General features: G+C 60.0%; 18 protein-coding genes and 5 pseudogenes. 6 read left to right on the forward strand and 17 right to left on the reverse strand.

What is annotated here, in order from left to right; all coding sequences use genetic code 11:
* On the forward strand, positions 1-225 hold a 225-nt coding region (locus BSG20_RS32080), incomplete at its 5' end, for a transposase (RefSeq protein WP_177309913.1).
* 126 nt (positions 226-351) lie between these two features.
* Here the strand turns inward: BSG20_RS32080 and BSG20_RS36835 are convergent.
* The gene (locus BSG20_RS36835) at positions 352-516 is read right to left on the reverse strand and encodes a hypothetical protein (protein ID WP_167371642.1); all 165 of its coding nucleotides are present in this window, start codon (positions 514-516) and stop codon (positions 352-354) included.
* 102 nt (positions 517-618) lie between these two features.
* Here BSG20_RS36835 and BSG20_RS32085 point away from each other — a divergent pair, with 102 nt between their 5' ends.
* The 4 genes and pseudogenes from BSG20_RS32085 (at position 619) to BSG20_RS32105 (ending at position 2,165) form a co-directional block, all read left to right on the forward strand.
* Positions 619-960, forward strand: coding sequence for a response regulator (locus BSG20_RS32085; RefSeq protein ID WP_072381787.1), 342 nt, complete (start codon positions 619-621; stop codon positions 958-960).
* Positions 961-1,097: 137 nt separating this feature from the next.
* Complete coding sequence (locus BSG20_RS36840; RefSeq protein ID WP_167371643.1) at positions 1,098-1,250, forward strand: hypothetical protein; 153 nt, start codon at positions 1,098-1,100, stop codon at positions 1,248-1,250.
* A gap of 72 nt (positions 1,251-1,322) precedes the next feature.
* Positions 1,323-1,618: pseudogene (locus tag BSG20_RS32095) on the forward strand (PRC-barrel domain-containing protein).
* 316 nt (positions 1,619-1,934) lie between these two features.
* Positions 1,935-2,165, forward strand: a complete 231-nt coding sequence (locus BSG20_RS32105) for a GNAT family N-acetyltransferase (RefSeq protein ID WP_072381789.1) — start codon at positions 1,935-1,937, stop codon at positions 2,163-2,165.
* 189 nt (positions 2,166-2,354) lie between these two features.
* Here BSG20_RS32105 and BSG20_RS32110 read toward each other — a convergent pair.
* The 15 genes and pseudogenes from BSG20_RS32110 to BSG20_RS32180 form a co-directional block, all read right to left on the reverse strand.
* Positions 2,355-2,783: pseudogene (locus tag BSG20_RS32110) on the reverse strand (PhnD/SsuA/transferrin family substrate-binding protein).
* 37 nt (positions 2,784-2,820) lie between these two features.
* Complete coding sequence (locus tag BSG20_RS32115) at positions 2,821-4,275, reverse strand: NAD-dependent succinate-semialdehyde dehydrogenase (RefSeq protein ID WP_072381790.1); 1,455 nt, start codon at positions 4,273-4,275, stop codon at positions 2,821-2,823.
* A gap of 10 nt (positions 4,276-4,285) precedes the next feature.
* The gene (locus BSG20_RS32120; protein WP_072381791.1) at positions 4,286-5,365 is read right to left on the reverse strand and encodes an ABC transporter ATP-binding protein; all 1,080 of its coding nucleotides are present in this window, start codon (positions 5,363-5,365) and stop codon (positions 4,286-4,288) included.
* Complete coding sequence (locus tag BSG20_RS32125) at positions 5,362-6,162, reverse strand: ABC transporter permease (RefSeq protein ID WP_072381793.1); 801 nt, start codon at positions 6,160-6,162, stop codon at positions 5,362-5,364. The genes BSG20_RS32120 and BSG20_RS32125 overlap by 4 nt, the downstream gene beginning before the upstream one ends.
* Position 6,163: 1 nt before the next feature.
* Positions 6,164-7,036, reverse strand: a complete 873-nt coding sequence (locus BSG20_RS32130; RefSeq protein WP_072381795.1) for an ABC transporter permease — start codon at positions 7,034-7,036, stop codon at positions 6,164-6,166.
* 114 nt (positions 7,037-7,150) lie between these two features.
* Positions 7,151-8,161, reverse strand: a complete 1,011-nt coding sequence (locus BSG20_RS32135; RefSeq protein ID WP_072381796.1) for an ABC transporter substrate-binding protein — start codon at positions 8,159-8,161, stop codon at positions 7,151-7,153.
* 48 nt (positions 8,162-8,209) lie between these two features.
* Positions 8,210-8,533 carry an NIPSNAP family protein gene (locus BSG20_RS32140; protein ID WP_072381798.1) on the reverse strand — a complete coding sequence of 108 codons (324 nt, stop codon included), beginning with the start codon at positions 8,531-8,533 and terminating at the stop codon, positions 8,210-8,212.
* A gap of 5 nt (positions 8,534-8,538) precedes the next feature.
* Entirely contained in the window at positions 8,539-10,002 is a 1,464-nt protein-coding gene (locus BSG20_RS32145) for an aldehyde dehydrogenase (protein WP_072381799.1), read from the reverse strand.
* A gap of 4 nt (positions 10,003-10,006) precedes the next feature.
* Positions 10,007-11,047, reverse strand: a complete 1,041-nt coding sequence (locus BSG20_RS32150) for an LLM class flavin-dependent oxidoreductase (protein WP_072381801.1) — start codon at positions 11,045-11,047, stop codon at positions 10,007-10,009.
* The gene (locus BSG20_RS32155; RefSeq protein WP_072381802.1) at positions 11,044-11,979 is read right to left on the reverse strand and encodes a flavin reductase family protein; all 936 of its coding nucleotides are present in this window, start codon (positions 11,977-11,979) and stop codon (positions 11,044-11,046) included. The genes BSG20_RS32150 and BSG20_RS32155 overlap by 4 nt, the downstream gene beginning before the upstream one ends.
* Complete coding sequence (locus BSG20_RS32160; RefSeq protein ID WP_072381804.1) at positions 11,976-12,821, reverse strand: alpha/beta fold hydrolase; 846 nt, start codon at positions 12,819-12,821, stop codon at positions 11,976-11,978. The genes BSG20_RS32155 and BSG20_RS32160 overlap by 4 nt, the downstream gene beginning before the upstream one ends.
* 14 nt (positions 12,822-12,835) lie before the next feature.
* Entirely contained in the window at positions 12,836-13,438 is a 603-nt protein-coding gene (locus tag BSG20_RS32165) for an amino acid synthesis family protein (RefSeq protein ID WP_003538313.1), read from the reverse strand.
* Between the two features lie 534 nt (positions 13,439-13,972).
* Positions 13,973-14,665 carry a GntR family transcriptional regulator gene (locus BSG20_RS32170; protein WP_072381805.1) on the reverse strand — a complete coding sequence of 231 codons (693 nt, stop codon included), beginning with the start codon at positions 14,663-14,665 and terminating at the stop codon, positions 13,973-13,975.
* Positions 14,666-14,969: 304 nt separating this feature from the next.
* A pseudogene (locus BSG20_RS39030) lies at positions 14,970-15,074 on the reverse strand (DNA polymerase ligase N-terminal domain-containing protein); the annotation flags it as partial.
* 24 nt (positions 15,075-15,098) lie between these two features.
* Positions 15,099-15,408: pseudogene (locus tag BSG20_RS32180) on the reverse strand (hypothetical protein).
* A 197-nt stretch (positions 15,409-15,605) separates the two neighbouring features.
* On the opposite strand from BSG20_RS32180, the pseudogene BSG20_RS32185 reads away from it, so the two are divergent.
* Positions 15,606-16,582: pseudogene (locus BSG20_RS32185) on the forward strand (DNA polymerase IV); the annotation flags it as partial.
* An 829-nt stretch (positions 16,583-17,411) separates the two neighbouring features.
* On the opposite strand, the gene BSG20_RS32195 reads toward BSG20_RS32185, so the two are convergent.
* Positions 17,412-17,671 (reverse strand): transposase (locus tag BSG20_RS32195; RefSeq protein ID WP_177309914.1); only part of this gene is annotated, 260 nt, incomplete at its 5' end.

Here is a 17,671-nt window from a genome sequence, read left to right on the forward strand (position 1 = left end):
GCGGCGACATTGAAACAACTCGCGGCGGCCATTAAAGCGCGTTGGGTCTGCGAGCAGGCTCATCAGCAGATGAAGGAAGAACTCGGCCTCGATCACTTCGAAGGCCGATCATGGCAAGGCCTCCATCGACACGCACTGATGACGATGATCGCTTATGCCTTCCTGCAGCATCAGCGCCTATCCAAGGCAAAGCGGGAAAAAAAGGAACAGGCCCGGCCCGCCTAAACCAACGCTGCCAGCTATCCGGCGCGCCGTCATAGCCGCGCTCTCAAACCACCATCCACCACAACGATGTCCACACTGCCGTATCAGGTTCCAAATGACCCCAAAATCAATTCTGCCAAAGTAGTGCTAGGCAGTGTGGACGGAGTTGACCAAGATGAATGCGGCCGCGATGGAAACGATGGCAGCGAAATTGCGCTTCGCCTTCTCCCAGCGTAGTGCGACCCGCTTGAAGCGCTTGAGCTTGCCGACGACCTGTTCGATTCGAGCGCGCGCCGTCGCGTCCGTGGACATCGCCCTGGACTTCTGCAATTGTGCATTGTCCGGGGGGCGTTCGTCACTGCCAAGGATTTTATCTCGACCATCGGGGGGCCTCACCCTGGGAAAGATCGATCCATGTCCTTGCGGATCCTCATTGTCGAAGACGAAATGCTCATCGCATGCACGTTGGAAGCAACCCTCAGGGATCTGGGCCACGAGGTGGTCGGGATCGCGGGACGGCTCGACGAGGCTCTGGAGATGGTCGGCTCGAAAGAGTTCGACGTTGCGATGCTTGACCTGAAGCTCGGTACCGAAATGACGTTTCCAGTCGCCGATCTTCTCATCGAACTGAACAAGAAGTTCATCTTCTCAACCGGATTTGATGAGGTGGAGGTAGATGACCCATATAGCCAGCCTGTTCTCAAAAAACCCTATGACGAAGCACGGCTAGCCGAGTTGATGACGCAGGTGTCGTAAGGCAACGGGATTTGCTCTTCGACGCAGTCGGCTTGCCAGGCCCGGCAAATCAGCTTGCCTTCGCCTCCCATGAGCGAGATCGCGCGACCATTAGTGTCAGAGGATCATCCTGGTCGGACGTACGATGCCAGAATGCCATGCAGTTCGCGTTCCAGCATCTGGTGGAGCGGGCCCCCGCCGAAGCCGTCGCGGCGGTCATCGAAGTTGCGAACAACAACATGCTTTTGATCGCTGCCAATGACGAGACCAACGCGCTCGTCGAGTTGCTGAGAAAGATGAGCCGATCCTAATTATATTCGGCAACAGCCGGAACATTCAGTTTGCGATCCGATGACCCCTCCTCCACATAGGAGGAAGCAATCATGGATCATACAAACCACGTTCGCCTGACCGCCTCGGAACTCACTCCAGCCGTCCTCGAAGGAGCGACCATCTATGGCGCCGACGATCAAAAGGTGGGCAAAGTCGATCACATCCATGGAGCGGGCGCCGGAGGATCTGCCGTCATTGATGTTGGAGGTTTCCTGGGCATCGGTGCAAAGCCTGTTGCAGTGCCGATCTCGGATCTCGAGTTCATGCGCGATGAAGACGTGACGTTCATGCCGTTACGAGCTGGACCAAGGACGAGCTCAAGCAGATGCCCGAACACCGCGACTGATGCGGCCATTCGATGCCTTCCGTCCTGTCGTTCTCGTTGACGCTGCAGGGCGGAAGGCCCATTTACTCCCACATGGCAAACCCCAAGACCAATGACGATGCGGAGTTGATCAAGGAGTGGTCCCTGTCGCCCGCAGCTACGCTCGGATCATCCCTCCGCGCAAAGGGGATTCTGCTGGCTGCCTGCGGCCCCAGACAAAGAAACCTGGCATGAGCCATGATGCTCTCGGGCGTTTTGGCGATGTCGGGCTCCTGCGTCGTCACGTCGATCGTAAGGCTCAACCGAAGTCGCATTGCCGCCGGGATGGCTGTGCCTCATGGAGGCCAGACCTGCGCACAAGGTAGTGGAACTTGGCTACGTGCTCTTCACCCCTACGATGCAGCGCACAACGCTCTCGACAGGGGCTCTCTTCCTGATCATGCGCCAAGTGTTCGACGATCTCGGCTATCAGCGGCTGGAGTGGACCTGCACCGCGGAGAACACCCGGTCGCGATCAAGGCTGTCCGGCTTGGTTTTGTCTATGAGGGGACATTGCGTTCTGGCTTGATGCTGAAAGGACGGCCGAGGGACATCTGCATGTATTCGATGCTTGCAGCGGAGTGGCCGCGTGATCGCGACTCTCGACAGGTGGTTGGATGCTGGGAATTTTGACGGCGAACAATAGCTCGTTCGGTTGCCAGGATACGGGGCGAACTCGCTGAGCAATGAGGGGCCAATCTAACCTTCTCGCTTGCAGTCAGCGTTCGGGCAACCCTGCTTGCCGCAAGCCCTCGGCCATCAAATTGCTGCCGGAATTGCTGTCAGGGCTATTGATCGCAGCCGTGGTGCCCCGCAAATCCGCGAGCGAGCAAACGGGAAAATCCTTGCGGACGACAATGAAGCTGCGCATCAACGGGCCGTCGCGGCCGGGATGGTCATAGACCGGCGTCGCCACCAGGCGAACCCTGCCTCGCAGGCTCTTCGCAAAGGGATAGCCGCATGCCTGCGAGAGAAGAAGATCCGGCCTCAGCCAGGCTTCGTCATAGGGAACTGTCCAATCGAGTTTTTTAGGCAAACCCCTGAGGCCGGCATTCGAGAGTTAATGCCGGAGGAACGACCATAGCTCAGCCGTCGCATCTGCGAGCGGCTCCGATGTGACATACATGGCGATGCTGACGAGAGACATTCTGGTCCTTTGCGGCGAAGCGCAAGTATCGACCGGTTCAGGCAATGCCGCCCAGGCATATATATTTAAGCTCGGTATATTCGTCCAATCCGTGCTTCGACCCTTCGCGACCGAGACCTGACCTCTTCACACCGCCGAACGGAGCCTCGGCTGTGGAGACAAGACCGGTGTTGACGCCGACCATCCCATATTCGAGGGCTTCGGCGACGCGAAATACCCGCGATAGATCGCGGGCGTAAAAATACGAAGCAAGCCCGAACTCGGTGTCGTTTGCCTGTTCGATGACGTCCTGCTCGTCGCGGAAGCGAAAAAGCGGTGCAAGCGGCCCGAAGGTTTCCTCGCGGGCGACCTGCATGCCGGCAGCGACATCGCGCAGGATTGTCGGCTCGAAGAAATGGCCGCCAAGCGCGTGGCGCTTGCCCCCAGAAACGATCCCGGCACCCTTTGCGACGGCGTCGCGGATATGGCTTTCGACTTTGGCGACGGCATTGTCGTCGATCAGGGGGCCAAGCACGACGTCACTGTCGAGACCGTTGCCGACCTTCAAGCCCGAAACCGCCGCGGCGAGCTTGGCGGCAAACGCCTCGTAGACGCCGTCCTGGACATAAAGCCGATTGGCGCAGACGCAGGTCTGGCCGTTGTTGCGGAACTTGGCGATGAGCGCGCCTTCGACGGCAGCGTCGAGATCAGCGTCGTCGAACACGATGAAGGGTGCATTGCCGCCAAGCTCGAGGCCGAGCTTTTTGATCGTCGGCGCGCATTGCCGGTAAAGCAGCTCGCCCGTCCGGGTGGAGCCGGTGAATGTCAGGACCCGAACGTCACGGCTTGCCGTCAGCGCCCCGCCAATTGCCGCTGCGTCACCCGTGACGATGTTGAGAAGCCCCGGCGGCAGGCCGGCACGCTCGCCCAGAACGGCGATGGCGATGGCGGAGAATGGCGTCTGCAGCGCCGGCTTGAGAACGACGGCACAGCCGGCGGCAAGCGCGGGGCCAATCTTGCGGGTGATCATCGCGTTCGGAAAATTCCAGGGCGTGATCGCCGCCACCACGCCTGCCGGCTGGCGCAGGACGAGGATCCTCTTGTCGGCCTGATGTCCCGGGATGGTCTCGCCGTTGATGCGTCTCGCCTCTTCGGCGAACCATTCGATGAAGCTCGCGCCATAGGTGATCTCCCCCTTGGCCTCGGCCAGGGGTTTTCCCTGCTCCAGCGTTAGGATCATTGCCAGATCGTCGCGGTTTTCGATCATCAGCCGATGCCATGCCTTGAGAACGGCGGCGCGCTCCCCGGCGGTCTTCTTCGCCCAAAGCTTCTGGGCAATCACGGCGGCGCGGATGGCATCTTCCGTTTCCGCGGCACCGAGGTCAGGGACCATCCCCAGCGGCTCGCCTGTCGCCGGATTGCGGATCGTCGCCGCCTTGCGGCCTTCCGCTTCGATCCAGCGATCGGCGATGGGGCATGCCTGACGGAACAGCGAGGGATCATTGAGCTTCATATGACAACTTTCAACAGAATACGTGAGCGGCACCGGGATCGAAATCCAGATGGACTATATCTCCGCGGCTCAGCCCCGCGATAGCCTCATGACCGAACGGCAGGCGAACCGCCAGCGCCTCGCCTGTCGCCGTCTCGGTCGAGACGTGAATATTGTTGCCGAGAAAGGTAATGTCGCTGACAGTTGCAGCAAGGCCCGCTCCCGCCGCTTGGGCGCGCGACAATCGAATGCGCTCAGGCCTCAGCATCAGGGCTGCCCTCGTCCCTGAGGTTCCTTTTCCATGCACCGGAATATGATTGAAGACGCTCCCACCGCCAAGCGAAATGGTGGCCTGTCCATCGGAGGATGACAGCAGCTCGCATGAAATGAAGTCGCTGTCGCCGATGAATTCGGCAACGAAGCGGGTCCGCGGATTGGCGTAGAGTTCCGGCCCCGTGCCGATCTGATCGATGACGCCCTTGGAAAAGACGGCGATGCGGTCGGAGAGCCGCAGCGCCTCCTCCTGGTCGTGCGTGACATAGAGGATCGTCACTTCGGTCTGCTGATGGATCCGGCGTATCTCATGCTGGATTTCCTCGCGCAGCTTCTTGTCGAGCGCCGACAGCGGCTCGTCCATCAGAAGCACCGGCGGATCATAGGCAAGGGCTCTGGCAAGGGCGACGCGCTGCTGCTGGCCGCCGGACATTTGTGCGGGCTTGCGATCCTCGAAGCCTTCGAGCCTGACGAGGCGCAGCATCTCCTGCACCTTGCTGTCGACCTCGGCCCTGGACTTGCGCCGGACCTTCAGCGGGAATGCGATGTTTTCGCCCACCGTCAGGTGCGGAAATAGGGTGTAGCGCTGGAACACCATGCCGATGTTGCGCTTGTGCGACGGCGTGGCGAGCAGGGTCTTGCCCTCCAGCGTGATGTCGCCTTTCGTCGGAGTTTCAAAACCGGCCAGGATGTAGAGCGTCGTGCTTTTCCCGGATCCGGACGGTCCGAGAAAGGTCAGAAACTCCCCGCGCCGAACGTCGAGATTGACGTCGTGGACGGCGACCACCGGGCCGTATTCCTTGCGTATTCCGCGGATCTGAAGGAATGGTTCTTTCATTGTTTCAGTACCTTACGCACGACGGCAACCAGCGCCATCAAGATGATCGTCAAAAGGATGAGAAGGGTCGACGCCGCAGCGACAACCGGTGTCAGATCTTGCCGGAGCGTCGCCCATACTTTTACCGGCAGCGTCTGCAGGGTCGGGCTGGACATGAAGATCGCCACCACCACCTCATCCCAGGATGTCAGGAACGAGAAGACGGCCGCCGAAAACAGCCCATGGCTGATCGCAGGCAGAGTGACCCTGATCTTTGCTTCCAGAGGCGAGGCCCCGCACAGAACCGCCGCATCCTCGATCGACTTGTCGAAGCCCTCCAGCGCACTGGATATGGAAAGGATCGAGAAGGGCAGCGCAAGAACGAGGTGCGAAATGACGAAGCCTACCAACGTGCCGCCAAGGCCGATCCTCAGGAAGAAGGCATAAAGGGCAACCGCAAGAACCACGACAGGGAGGATCATCGGCGTCAGGAACAGCGCTTTCAGCGCATCGCGGAACAGGAACGAACCGCGCACCAGCCCGAAGGACGTCACGAGCCCGAGCAGCACCGACAGGATCGTCACGATGACCGCGATCTTGAAGCTCGTCCAGGCCGATTCCAGCCAGCGCGGATCGGCAAAGAGCTCGCTGTACCATTGAAACGTCCAGCCCGGCGGCGGAAAGATCAGCCACTGCGAGGAGCCGAAGGACAGGGCGGCGATAAAGACGATCGGCAACAGCAGAAAGGCCGCAGTCAGAACCGTTATCGTCAGCAGGATGTATTTCCACCAGCCGAGGCGGTCGAAATTGAGCAACATGTCAACGTCCTCCCGGGTTCTGGTTGCTGACGAAGCGCAGCTGCACGGCATAAAGCGACAGGGTCACCAGGAGGAGAACCAGCGCCGCAGCACCTCCCATTCCCCAGTTGACCAGCGACTGCACGAATTGCGCGATCAGCTCTGCGAGCATCATGTTCGCGGTGCCGCCGAGAAGCGACGGCGTGACGAAATACCCAAGCGACATGACGAAGACCATGAGAGCACCAGCCGCCATGCCCGGCATGGCCAAGGGCAGCAGAACACGGGTCAGGCACTGCCACCGGTTGGCGCCGCAAAGTGCTGCCGCCTGCAGGGTCGACGGGTCGATCTTCTTGATCACGCCGTAAAGCGGCAGGATGATGAAGGGCAGCATGATATAGGTCATGCCGATCGTGACCCCGGTCAGGTTGTTGACGAGTGCCAGCGGTTTGTCGATCAGCCCCATTCCGATCAGCATCTTGTTGATCAGCCCCGTCCGTTGCAAAAGCACCATCCAGGCATAGGTGCGGGCAAGCAGGTTGGTCCACATCGACAGGAGCAGGATCGCAAAGATCGCTGACGTCAGGCGCCCGGGCATGATTGCCAGCGCCCAGGCAACGGGAAATCCGATCAGCAGCGAAATCACCGTGACGAGACCGGAGACGATGAAGGTGTTGGCGAAAATCTTGAGATAGGTCGCGGATCCGATCAGCTGCGCATAGTTTCCAAAGCCCGGAACGGGTTCCAGCACGCTGCGCAACAAGAGCACCGCCACCGGCGCGATGAAAAAGATCGCCACGAAGGCGAGAGCCGGAAGGACCCCGCTGAACCCTGTTGCCCTGCGCACCTTTGGCAGGGGCGCAATTGCGCCGGAGGCATCGCTATATGTCGACATGACCAGTCCTTCCCACCCGTCAATTTCCGCAGGCGCCGAGGTCCAACAAACACGCACCGAAGCTGCGGGAGGCACGGCGAACATTCGGCGTGCCCGTTCATCTCAAGTTTCAGGCTATTTCGCCTGCCAGGCGTACCACTTCTCGCCGATGGCATCGCGATTGTCCGCCCAGTAGTTCATGTCGGCATTCACCTGGCTGGCCGTCTGCTGATCCGGCAGGGTCTTGGCCGTCTCCGGATCCATCAGCTTGGCCGAGTCAACGTTGATTGGTGCATATCCGGTGGCTTTTGCAAGGGCGGCCTGCGGTTCGGCCGAGGTCGCCATTGCAATGAACTTCATCGCGGCTTCCGCGTTCGGCGAACCCTTCGGCACGACGAGCGAATCCGCAGCGGTGATGTTCTGTTCCCATGAGGTCTCAGTCTTGATACCGCTCGCCGCAAGCGCGGTCATGCGGCCATTCCAGACACTGCCGAAGGGAGCCTCGGCGGATGCCAGAAGCTGCTGCGACTGTGCGCCGCCCGACCACCAGACGATATCCGATTTGATCGTATCTAGCTTCTTGAAGGCGCGGTCGAGATCAAGCGGATAGAGCTTGTCGGCGGCCACGCCGTCGGCAAGCAGCGCCGCTTCGATCACGCCGGGAGCCGACCACTTGTAGAATGTGCGCTTTCCCGGAAACTTTGCCGTGTCGAACAGATCCGCCCATGTCTTCGGGCAGGCGCTGACGGCATCGGCATTGCAGCCGATCACGAAGGAATAATAAAAACTGCCGACCGAATAATCGGTCACGAAGCGCGGATCGAGCTTGGATTTGTCGATGACGGAGAAATCGAGTTTCTCGAGCTGGCCATTCTTGCCGGCCTGGGCGGCATAGTCGCCTTCGACGTCGACAACGTCCCAGGTGACCTGGCCAGCCTCGACCATTGCCTTGAGCTTGCCGTAATCCGTCGGCCCGTCCTGTACGACGGTGATACCGGTCTTCTCCGTGAACGGGCTGGCCCATGCTGCCTTCTGCGCGTCCTGGGTCGTTCCTCCCCAGCTCGAGAAGACCATGTTGTCGGCGTGTGCCGGTACGGACACAGCCACGAATGCGGCAAACGCCGCGAAAGCAAATGTTGTTTTCATGTTCCCTTATCCCTGTTCTGGTTTGTCCTACGGGTATGCCTTATGTCGTCAGTGCGCCTCGCTCCTGGGAGAAAAGTTAGCTGGCTTCATAATCTTGTTTTCCGCCACCTCGATGAGACCGCGGATCTTGGGCAGGAAGGCCTGCCACCGGGGATCGGCCAAAAGCCTCTGGCGCCTCGCCTCCCGGTCGTCCAGGCTCGCAAAGGCCCAGATGTGGACGATCTCGTTGATCGCTCCGATCTCCGAAAAGAAGTAACCGACGAGCGTGCCGAGATGGCTCTTCTGGATCTCGATCCCCTCCTCCTCGACGACCTTGAGATATTGCGGGATCGTGCCGTTCTTCAGCCGATAGGTGCGGATCTCGTAAAACATCGGCGCTACCTCATCACGAAGGGATCAGCAATCGGATCGTCCGATGTCCTGAGCCAGATCGTCTTGGTGCGGGTATAGTCGAGAGCCGCGGCCATGCCGCCTTCCCTGCCATGGCCCGACAGGCCGAAACCGCCGAACGGCGCGATCGGCGATACCACGCGGTAGGTGTTGACCCAGACGATCCCGGCACGGAGCCCCTTCATCAGCCGGTGCGCCCGGGTCAGGTTCTGGGTGAAGACGCCGGAAGCCAGGCCATAACGGGTATCGTTGGCGAGCCGCAGCGCCTCGGCCTCCGTCTCGAACGACACGACGGACAAGACCGGTCCGAAGAATTCCTCGATCAGCGAGGGCGAGGCGACATCGTCGCAGTCGAGAATCGTCGGCGGGAAATAATAGCCTTCGCCGTCGATCTTGCGTCCTCCCGTGACGAGGCGGGCGCCGCCTTCAATCGACCTGGCGACGAGGGCGCCGATATTGTCCTGCTGGCGATTGGTGGCAAGCGGGCCGACTTCAGTCGCCATATCGAGCGGAGCACCGATCCGGATCGCCTCCGCCTTCTCACGCAGCAGGGCGACGAATTTGTCCTTGATGCTGCGTTCGACGATCAGCCGCGATCCGGCAACGCAGCTCTGCCCTGTCGCAGCGAAGATGCCCGCGACCTGGGCATTGGCAGCGCTCTCGAGATCTGCATCGGCAAAGACGATGAATGGCGACTTGCCGCCAAGTTCAAGCGAGGTGGAGGCGAGGTTTTCGGCCGAGTTGCGAACGACGTGCCGGGCGGTTTCAGGGCCGCCGGTAAATGCGACATGCGCGACCTTCGGGTGCCGGCCGAGGGCAGCGCCGCAGGAGGCGCCGAAACCCGTGATGATGTTGACGACGCCGGCGGGAAAGCCTGCCTCGTGCACGAGCCGTGCAAATTCGAGAAGCGGCGCCGGCCCGTCTTCCGAGGCCTTTACCACCATCGTGCAGCCGGCCGCCAGCGCCGGGCCGATCTTCACTGCCGACAGGAAAAGCTGGCTGTTCCACGGCACGACCATCGCAACGACGCCGATCGGCTCGCGGCGAAGCCAGACATCCATGTCGGGCTTGTCGATCGGCAGGTAGGCGCCTTCAATCTTGTCGGCGATGCCGGCATAGTAGCGATAGTATTCGGCGACATAAGCGATCTGCGCCGAAGTTTCGCGGATGATCTTGCCGGTGTCGCGTGTTTCCAGTTCAGCGAGGACCTGCGCGTTGGCGGCAACCAGGTCGGCCAGCTTGTAGAGCAGCTTGCCGCGTTGCGTGGCCGTCAGTTTCGGCCAGGCGCCTTGGTAAAGCGCCCTGTCGGCCGCGTTGACAGCTCGATCAACATCCCCTTCGCGCGCTTCGGGCATTTCCGCCCAGACCGTGCCGGAGGCTGGATCGATGCTCGGATAACAGGCCTCGCCATCTGAGAATTCGCCGTCGATGTAGTGCTGGAAACGCCGCATGGTCTTACTCCTGAAATGCTGGCATGACCTCGGTGATGAAGCGCTCGAGCGACGCCTTCTTGCGCTCGAAGCTCATGCCGGTGTCGATCCAGAAGGAATATTCGTCGTAGCCGAGCGCTTCATACGCTTTGAGCCGCTCGATGACGGTCTCAGCGTCGCCAACGACATTGTTGGTGCGCATGACCTGGTCCGACAGCATCGCGTTTGCTCTGATCTGTTCGTCCGGGATCCGTTCGATCAGACCCTGGGCAATCGGCTTCTCATTCTTGAACCAGGCGAAGAAGTAATTGTAGTAGACGCTCAGTTCATGGGCGGCCTGGGCGACATCGTCCTCTGACGAGCCGACATAGGTATGGCGCAGCAACATGATCTTAGGCCGCTCGATCTCGGGATTCTTGGCACAGGCATCGTTGAAGCGCTCCATCAACGACTGAACCTCGTCGTCGCCCTGCCAGAGCGGCGTGACTTGAACGTTGCAGCCGTTGGCGACGGCAAATTCGTGCGAGTTCGGATCGCGCGCCGCAACCCATATGGGCGGGCTCGGCTGCTGCAGCGGTTTCGGCGCCGACGTGGTCGACGGAAACTTGAAGAATTCCCCGTCATGCGCGTAGTCGCCGGCCCATATGCCTTTGACCGCCGGTATGAGCTCGCGCATGCGCTGGCCGGCGCCCCAGGCATCGAGACCGGGCAGCAGACGCTCGTATTCGAAGGAATAGGCGCCGCGCGCGATACCGATGTCGAGTCTTCCATCGCAGATGATGTCGGCCATGGCCGCCTCGCCGGCAAGCTTGATCGGATGCCAGAAGGGAGCGATCACCGTCCCCGTTCCAAGCCGTGCCCGCGATGTGCGGCGCGCCAGATCGGCAATGGTCACGAAAGGGTTGGGCGCAATGGTGAAATCCATGCCATGGTGCTCGCCCGTCCAGATCGCATGCATGCCGCCTTTGTCGGCGATCTCGCAGAGCGCGACGAATTCCTCGTAGAGGCTCTTGTGGCTTTGGCTGGCGTCAAGCCGTTCCATATGGACGAAGAGGGAGAACTTCATGCTTTTGCGTCCTTGGTTGGAATTGGGTGAACAGTGCCGCCGGTCTCGTCGCCGAAATAGACGCCGAAATTTCCGATCGAGCTTTCCATCGCAAAACGGTTGACGATATCGGCAGTCGAACTGGTCTTGAACTTTGCCGCAACCAATGCGTCGGGCTTCAGGAACCTGCCGCCGGCAGGCTCGCCCTCTCCGGCAACGGCGTGATAGACAATGTGCTGCTTGCCGTCGCTCTTGCCCTCATAAACCGAATAGAGAAAGCCGATGCTGACCTTCAGCCCGGTGAGCGTCTCCAGGTATTTTTGCAGTGCCTCGGTCGGGCTGCCGTCATGGGCGTCGACGCTTGGCAAGGAGAGCACATCCTCGCCGAGCAGCAGAACTTCCCCGCGGCGCTCGACAACGGCCGCAAGTTCCATATTGCCTTCGCTTGCCGCGGACACTGCCTTGCTTGAGAGCGTCGGCGTGAAATAACCGCCACGCGCATAGCCGAGACCGTTGCGGCCGCTATTGTCGAAAGCTTCGATGCGCCCCATCAAGATGACGTGGTCGCCGGCCTCGATGACCTGCTCCATGGCACATTCGAACCAGGCCGCCACGCTTGAGAATATCGGGCAGCCTGCCGATCCGCTCGCCCACTCGACTGCCGCAAATCTGTCCTCGACCGGTCGCGCAAAGGTGTTCGACACGTCTTTCTGCGTTTCCGAAAGCACGTTGATCGCGAAATGCTGCGCTCCGGTCATGATGGCAAAATTGCGCGACGTCTTGGCAAGGCAGACGAGGAGAAGCGGTGGATTGAGCGAGACCGAGGTGAAGGAGTTTGCCGTGAAGCCGATCGGATTTCCCTCCCCGTCACAGGCGGTGACGACAGTCACCCCGGTCGGAAAGGCCCCGAATGCATCTCGCAGTGCTCTTGGGTCGACAGTCTGGATTGTCATCGTTCATCCTCCCCGAACGACAGCCACTCAGCGAGCAGCGAATTTACGATATCAGGCGCGGTCAGGTTCACCATATGACGATGACCTTCAACGATGCGGGCGTAGCCCCGCGGCGCAAGCTCTGCCATTTGCGTTGCCATCAAGGGCGTCGAGTTCGGATCATCGGACCCCGTCAGAAACAGGGCCGGACCAGCCACGTCTTTCCAGCCGTCAGCATAGGTCTCGTCTCCTCCCGCGAAGGCGGCGTAAGCGACGGCATATCCCTGGGGATCAACGAGGTTCAGCCATTTTCTCGTCAATTCACGCGCAGTGACGCTGTCCGCATCCTCGCCGAACCAACGGGCCAGAGGGCCGTCCTTGTCCACGCCCGATACCGGAATGGCCGCGGCGCGCGAAAGCACGGCGGCCTTTGCTTCAGGCTCACGCCTGTAGACGCCGTTGAGGTAAGCGACACGGCTGATACGCTCGCCAAAGGTCGCGGCCGCCCCTCCCGAAACCAGTGCGCCCATCGAGTGCCCGGCAACATTTGCTGTTTCGATTGCCATCTCGTCGAGAAAGCGTCCGAACCAGGCGACGAACTCCTCGAGCCGACTGCCCGCCGGCAGCTTTGCGCTCTCCCCATGTCCCGGCATATCGACAGCGATGACGCGATGGCCTGCAGACAGGAATGCGATCTGCGGAGCCCAGGCCTCGAGCCGCATGCCGACGCCATGAATGAGAATCAGCGGCTCACCGCTGCCGGCCTCGTGATAGGCCGTTCCGCTTGCCGTCTTCTTTCGGGGCAAGGCACCGGCAGCGTTTGTTGCTGCAGCGGTGCGTGTGGTCGATCCGGCTGTCAACATCTCAGAGCGCTCCTTCAAACGCCCGCAGGATTGGCAACGTCCTGCCCCAGGTCTTTCAGATCCTGGTAGCGGTCGCCGATGCGGTGATGGGGGCGCCCGCCTATCGAAGCACCGAGAGCCACGACGATTTCATCGGCAGCAGGCGCGTCAGGGATCGACGTCTGGATGGTCAGGTAGTGCGAACGGCGGCCTTCATCGTTCTTGTCCATCAGCGGGATCATGATCGGCGCATTGGCTGGACCGCGTGTGTTGCAGAAGGCGAGATAGGATTTGGCGCCGACGGCCTGGCGATAAAAATTGCCGAAGCGTAGTGTGTGGATGAGCGCGGACCCGTGTTCGATTTCGCCGTCGAGGCCGACGACAGCGGACTTTCCGTATCCCTCGACAGCCTCGCCGGACCCGACCGCATCAATGATCATCTTGGTCAGCAACTCGCCGAGCACCGGAGCGCCTGCGTGAATTTCGGGCTTGAGGTCGTCGACAAAGCCGCGACCCGCCCAGGGATTCTTCACGACCGCGAAGGCGGTAAACAGCTTCAGCGGAACCGCCGCGGCCTTGCCGCCTTCGATTAGTGTCGTCTCGATCTGCAGTCCCGTCTTGCGAATTTGAATGGCCATCGAACACCTCATTTGTTAATTTCGTATTATGGTATACCATAGTATGTAAGTGTCAAGTTGGTTCCTGCGAGGACGCACTTCAGGCCGAGGCGGCGATTTTCAATTTGGCGCGCGTGCTCTCATGCTTGGAAAGCGCCTCTTCTTTCAGTGTATTGTCAGCGGCCACAGACCCCACGCCGGCAGCGCCGACGGCGCACGACAAGTCCGGAGGTCACGATTGTCCCAGTTCATATGATACCGCCTTATGTATTATTTATTATGGCATACCATCACATTGAGCAAAGTTGGGTGTCAAGCTTGGAGTGAGGGTCTGCTAAATTCCTGGGAATGTGATTGCGCCTGCTGAAGTGACATCGACAGATGCTCGGTGCCGGCGCTTTGCCATCCGCCGCCGACGAAGACCGCTGCGGTCTCCGCCGTGCCTAGAACAAGATGATTTTAGGCCGGGTCGGCCTAAAATCTGAATCCTGTTCTAATTATATAGTGAGAGCATGATGTCGTCCGAAAACCGCTTACACTTTTCGGCATCACGCTCTATTCGGCAGGCTTCTTCACCGACAGCACCCCTTCGGCGATCACGCTCGCGGCGGCGACGTGATCCATCGCCGCCCGGTAGGCCCCCTCGCCGTCGCCGCGGCGGATGGCGTCCACGATCTTCGACATCTGCAGCGGCCCTTCGATGCCGCGCCTCTCCGTCTTGATCGTCATCGAGCGCAGGTGGTTTATGCGCACTGTGAGAAGATTGACGACCCCCCAGGCAACGTTCCTGTCAACCATCGTGAACAGCGTCTGATAGAAGGAAGAGGTGTTCGTCAGCACAGCCGACATGTCGTTGTCGCGGTAACCATTGCGTATTCCCGCCAGCGATTCCTCCAGCGCGGCGACGATCTCCGGGCTGCGGCGCTCCGCGCACAGCCGCGCTGCCATGCCTTCCAGCGCGCCACGGATCTCATAGATCTGTTTGGCTTCCTCGATGTCGAGCTGCGCGACGATCGGCCCCTTGTTCGGCAGATTGGCGACAAGCCCTTCCGATTCCAAATGTCTCAGAACCTCGCGCACAACTGTCCGGCTGACGCCGAGCTGGGCGCAGAGGTCCCGCTCGACAAGGCGATCTCCGGGACGGAAATATCCGTTGACAATGGCTTCGCGGACCTTGTCGAGCGCCAATTCCCGCAAGGTCTTTGCAGCACGCTCAACTCTAATTGCGTCCTTCAGAGCACCGCTCATTCTGTACCTCAGTGTTGGACTTTGCACACTCAACTTCCGCCGCCGCGGCCGAATGCAAGAATCGTATTATGGCGTACCAGATACTGTAGCTGTCGGCGGCCGGCAATTCAACAAGCGCGGTGCCGACCTATAGCGCCGCCCGTCTTTTTAGACGCGCAAAGGACGCTGTAGCACTTGATCTGCTGCCTAGATGTCGCGAGCTAGCCTCTTGAAACAATCTCCTCGACCACGGCCTTGGCCTGCACCCGGATATCCGGAACGGCCGTGATCTCCCAGAATTGCCCCGCCGTCAGGGCGCCGACCGCACAAACCGCCTGCGGTTCGATGGCTTGACCCCGGTCTCGCCTCTCGGTTCGCCCGTTTTCGTGAAATCACGCTTGGCACGGTATTTCGTAAGATTGTCGGCCATGAATACCCGGTTCCCATTACTGACCTAGCGACCCGATCCGCGGATCGCGCCGGCATCACCGAGACTGCGTTGGGCAGCGGCGAGCTGACTGGCTGCGATATCCGCCGAAATCTCGATATCACCTTCGAGGGCTGCGTCTTCGCGGGCGCCCCTCTTCACGGGAAGCGTCGCCGCCCGATGGCACTGAGCCGGCCGTATTTCGATCGGTGGTGGATTGAATAAAGATGTCGGGCCTTGAGATGCCGTGCTGTTGAACCAGGTGTTCGACCGCACGGTCGGCTGCCTCGCGGGTTTCGAAAATCGCCCGGACCGTTGTTGTGCTGTCATGCGCCATTGGACTGTCTCTCGATTTGTTATGTCATAGGATCAGAATGCCTTGGCAGGCCAGTAGTTTCACCACAGTCAGGGCCAGGTAAATGGGATTGGTGAAGTCCCGCCAAGACTGCTATGTTCTCCCTTTGCTTTTGGTGTCAAACCTTCAAAAGGAGCGCCGAATCCGCAGCCTTTCTTGTCGAAGCCGCCATGAACGATATGAACAACATCCCGGTCCGGAAAATCGTCCACGTCGACATGGATGCTTTTTACGCGTCGGTCGAACAGCGCGATAATCCGGAGCTTCGTGGCAAGCCGCTTGCCGTCGGCGGATCGGCGGCACGCGGTGTCGTGGCAGCAGCCAGCTATGAAGCGCGAGCCTTCGGCGTGCATTCCGCGATGCCGTCGGTGACGGCGAAACGGAAATGTCCGGACCTGATTTTCGTGCCGCGCTTCGACGTCTGTAAGGTGGTGTCCCAGCAAATCCGCGAGATCTTCGCCGAATACACGCCGCTGATCGAGCCGCTATCGCTCGACGAGGCCTTTCTCGACGTCACCGAAAACCTGAAGGGCATGGAAATCGCCACCGAGATTACCCTGGAGATCCGGGCGAAGATCAAGCAGGTCACCGGGCTTAACGCTTCCAATGGCCAGGCAGTCATCACACCGAAGAACGGGCCGAGCTTTGTCGAAACCCTGCCCGTCAAGAAATTCCACGGGGGCGGGCCGGCGACCGCCGAGCGAATGCGCAAATACGGGATCGAGACTGGACTGGACCTCAAATCGAAGTCGCTCGCTTTTCAGAAGCATTTCGGGAAGTCCGGTCCTTATTTCTATGGCATCGCTCGTGGCATTGATGAGCGCCAGGTCAGACCCGACCGGATTCGGAATCGGTCGGCGCGGAAGACACATTCGTCGAGGACATCGATAATCTCGAACGCGCCACGACCGAGCTGAAGCCGCTTGCCGAGAAGGTCTGGCGCTACTGTGAAGCGCAGGGGATCAGCGGCAAGACAGTAACCGTGAAAATCAAATACTCGGATTTCACCCAGGCGACGCGCAGTCGGAACGCCACGGTGCCGTTCGCAAACATGGCTTATGTGTTCGACACGGCATCCGGACTTCTGGCAACCGTCGATCCCTTCAAACGGCCCGTGCGCCTGTTGGGCGTGGCGCTATCGTCCTTGACCAACGATCATCCCAGTGGCGCGCTTCGGGATCTCGGCGAGATAGCGAACGATGGTGCTCGCTCCAACCGAGTGCCTGAAAAAAGCGAACATCGGCGCATCGTTTGTGGAATCTCCGGCGTAGAGGACTTGCTCCGGTCTCTGTCGAGATCCAAGTCATAGTGCGCGGACAGTATCCTCCGGCTCATGGCCAACTTGCCCAGCCAAGCGAGGATCCAGAGATTGTTGACCGTCACATTCGCTCCCGCCTCGCGCAGAGCCGAAATGATGGCTGCGACGTCGGTCGGAGTGTCCAAGTTCAGCGTGCTCTGATTGCGGGTTCCACGTGACAGCCTGACCAAGAAATTCGGTCAGGCTAGTCGCGTCTGAGATCTGCGGGCTCGCTGAAGCCGGCTAAATCCTTGGGAAGATTAGCGGCTAAAGAAGTGACTGAAACCCAGCTATGGCATCGCGGCAAAAGCGCCTTTCAGAAACTTTGCTTAGGGTCAGATTATTACGTCATTGATATCGCTGACCCAACGGGTTTGCCGGGTCGATTCTAATGTCCCCTGCGAGTCGAAGGGGCGGACTGCGGAAAAATCGAGCCCGGTCTCGGCTTCAACGGCAGCAATCGTCGTCTGGATCCGACGCTTGCGCATCTGATCGACGGAGTAGGGTTTCAGTCCTGAAAACACCTTAGCCTCGTACAGCGCCTAGACATACTGGGTCTGGCCGACAATGAACGCTGCGGCTGCGACCTTGGTCGTGGACTTCTGGAGCACGGCGATCTTCCAGAACGATAGTGGAATTTTCCAAGGACCACCCTTTCGACCTTTGCCGTAATACCAACGAGCGCTAATCAAAACCGGTGCGCCCAATCACGCATTCCCATCGACATGATCTTCCACGGCTGCGCGACCAGCTTGTTCCATGCGTCGCAGCAATGGGAAACGATGTCGTCGTAGTCTTTGAATATCCGGTTGGACAACCAGTTCTCCCTCATAAACTGCCACAGGCTCTCGACAGGGTTCAATTCGGGCGATCGCGGCGGCAGGTACAGCAGCGTGATGTTGTCGGGTACTTTGAGTTTCGGCGTGACGTGCCATCCAGCCTGATCAA

This window comes from Rhizobium tibeticum (assembly GCF_900110205.1).
GTDB classification, from domain to species: domain Bacteria; phylum Pseudomonadota; class Alphaproteobacteria; order Rhizobiales; family Rhizobiaceae; genus Rhizobium; species Rhizobium tibeticum.